The sequence below is a fragment of the bacterium genome, assembly GCA_030247525.1.
Lineage (GTDB): Bacteria > Electryoneota > JAOADG01 > JAOADG01 > JAOADG01 > JAOTSC01.
Window position 1 is genome coordinate 1 of record JAOTSC010000289.1, and the last position, 1,925, is coordinate 1,925.

Consider the following 1,925-nt stretch of genomic DNA (forward strand, 5'->3'; position numbering starts at 1 on the left):
AAATCGAAATCGATACGGTGAAAATCGACTTTACCGATATTCATCGGCGGATTCGACGAATCAGCGATTTACCCGGCGATGAATTTGCCGTAGCGATTCATCCGAAAGGGGACAAGTTCTATTTCAATGCCGATGTTAAAGAGAAGAGCGACCTCTATTCGCTTAACCGTTTTGGCGACGATTTGAAGGCGATTACCGAAGGCGGCGCAAACCCGCAATCGATTACGATGGATAAGGAAGGGAAAACCTTCTACTTCCTCAAAAATGGCGCACCGGCATCGGTCGGCAGCGATGGTGGTAAAAGTGAGGGCACGAGTTTTAACGCCCAATTAAAAATCGATTTACCAGCGGAACGGTTGCAAGTAATCGACGAGGGGTGGCGTTTTCTTGGCGCGAAATTTTACGATCCGAAGATGCATGGCGCGGATTGGAATCGACTTCGGTCTAAGTACCGCAACTATGCGCAGAAAGTTCACCACGACCGTGATTTCGAGGATGTCTGCGAATCGATGGTCGGAGAATTAAATGCGAGTCACATGGGATACAATTCCCCCAATCGCGACCGCTTCGATAGAGTCGCAGCGACCGGGGAACTCGGCATAGAATTCGACCCCAGTTACTCCGATGATACCGGGCTGCGGGTAAAATCGGTCTTGCCGTATGGCCCATGCGATAAAGTAGCAGCAAGGGTGTTACCCGGCGACATTCTTTTGTCGATTGATGGGAGTGCCGTTTCCCGCACTGAGAATTTCGCCAAACCGTTGGAAGGAAAAGCAGGTGTCCCCACCCTGTTAACCATCCGCCGCGGCAACGAGACCAAAGAATTTTCGGTAACTCCGATTGAATGGTTCCCGCTCCGACAACTCGCGTATAAGCAGATGGAGCGGACAAACCGCGCAGTTGTCGATTCACTTACTAAAAAACGGGTCGGCTATATTCATATTCAAGGGATGGATCAAGGGAGTCTGGAACTGTTCGAGCGTGATTTGTATGCCGCTTGCAATGGTAGAGATGCGCTGATTATCGATGTGCGAAATAATGGCGGCGGTTCAACTGCGGACTTATTGCTCACGATTCTCACCCAGCCGCAACATGCCTATACGATTGGGAGAGGCGGCGATATCGGGTATCCGCAAGACCGCCTGCCGCTCTACCGATGGACAAAACCGGTCGCTGTTTTGTGCAACGAAGCGTCGTACTCGAATGCGGAAATTTTTAGCAGCGCAATCAAGACGATCAAACGCGGCGTAGTCGTGGGGAATCGTACGGCAGGCGGCGTGATTTCGACGAGTGGGTGGTCGACGGTGAATGGCGGTTATTTCCGGTTACCGTTACGCGGTTGGTATGTCTACGGCACGAAACAAAATCAGGAAAACAACGGATGTATGCCCGATTACTTGATTCCATTAACGCCGGGCGACCGCATCAAACGCAACGATCCACAATTGCATAAAGCGATATCGCTCATGCTCACTGCAGCGGCGAATACCCCCTCACCCACCGGAGAGTAATTTGGGTATTAGGTGATGGGTTATAGGTGATGAGAAAAGATGGTGAAGGGTGTAAGGCGTAAGGTGTAGGGCGGGGCGGACTTCCACGTTCGCCCTTTTTGTTTTTGGTTAGGTGGTTACGGGTTTCCAAACCCGTTCTGTTTGTATCGTAGGGGCGGCTGGCAGCCGCCCTTTTTCAGTAGGAACAGACCCCAGAAAAGTCTGTCCATGTCATTGCGAGCGTAGCGAAGCAATCTAACAGGGCTCACCGCAGGCAATCTCATTGCATCGTAGGGGCGGCTGGCAGCCGCCTCTGTCTGTCCTCGTTTTTGAGTACGGGCGAACCTCGTGTTCGCCCATTCGTTTTACAGGTCGGGAGACCTGTCGCTACCCTACACCTTTCACCTTACTCCTTTCACCATTTTTCGACCCTCT

Annotated in this window: 1 protein-coding gene; it reads left to right on the plus strand. The window is 51.6% G+C overall.

Annotated elements, in window-relative coordinates; all coding sequences use genetic code 11:
• Positions 1–1,511 (plus strand): S41 family peptidase (locus tag OEM52_15055; protein MDK9701452.1); only part of this gene is annotated, 1,511 nt, incomplete at its 5' end.
• Positions 1,512–1,925 lie beyond the last annotated feature (414 nt).